The 528-nt window shown below is 47.9% G+C and carries 1 protein-coding gene; it reads left to right on the top strand.

The window, feature by feature from the left end:
• Positions 1-528, top strand: a 528-nt coding sequence (locus R8N49_RS30120; protein WP_412034942.1) for a multiheme c-type cytochrome, incomplete at both ends; no start/stop codon positions are given.

Below are 528 nucleotides of genomic sequence, written 5' to 3'. Positions count from 1 at the left end.
TTCCATCACTCAAGTAATACCACAAATAACCGTGCCAGCATGGAGAGTGTTTGGGATGGAACACTAGTAAAAACAGACGAAGGGTATCGCTACACGTTTGCCATTCCTGACGTTTTAAAAGTGTCCGATCCTTATACTGCCGACTCTTCTAGCAACAACGGTTTTATCGCTTGGGATGCGGATAAACTCCACCGAATCGTCATGGCGTATGGCGAGCAAGGCAACGGTTTTACCTACGTGTTTGAATGGGTGCCGCAAGAAAGTTCAGATGCAGTGGTCTCCCGCAATGTGATTGAAACAGGAACGTGTGAAAACTGTCATATGGGCGAACCGCTTCATCATGGACCGGGCTATCGCTCAATTGATAACAACATTGCCGTTTGTACCGCTTGCCACAATGACAGTAATCCTGGCGCTGCGCCAGCCAGACGCCCTCTCGCTGCCGTTGTTCATCAATACCACGGTAATGTTTTCAAATTAGGTAGCGACAGAAATAACACCGAGACTTACAAACAACCTGTCGACGAG

The sequence above is a fragment of the Vibrio sp. 1978 genome, assembly GCF_033344345.1.
Note: the sequence above shows the minus strand (reverse complement) of the source record. Positions and strands in the feature narration are given on the sequence as shown.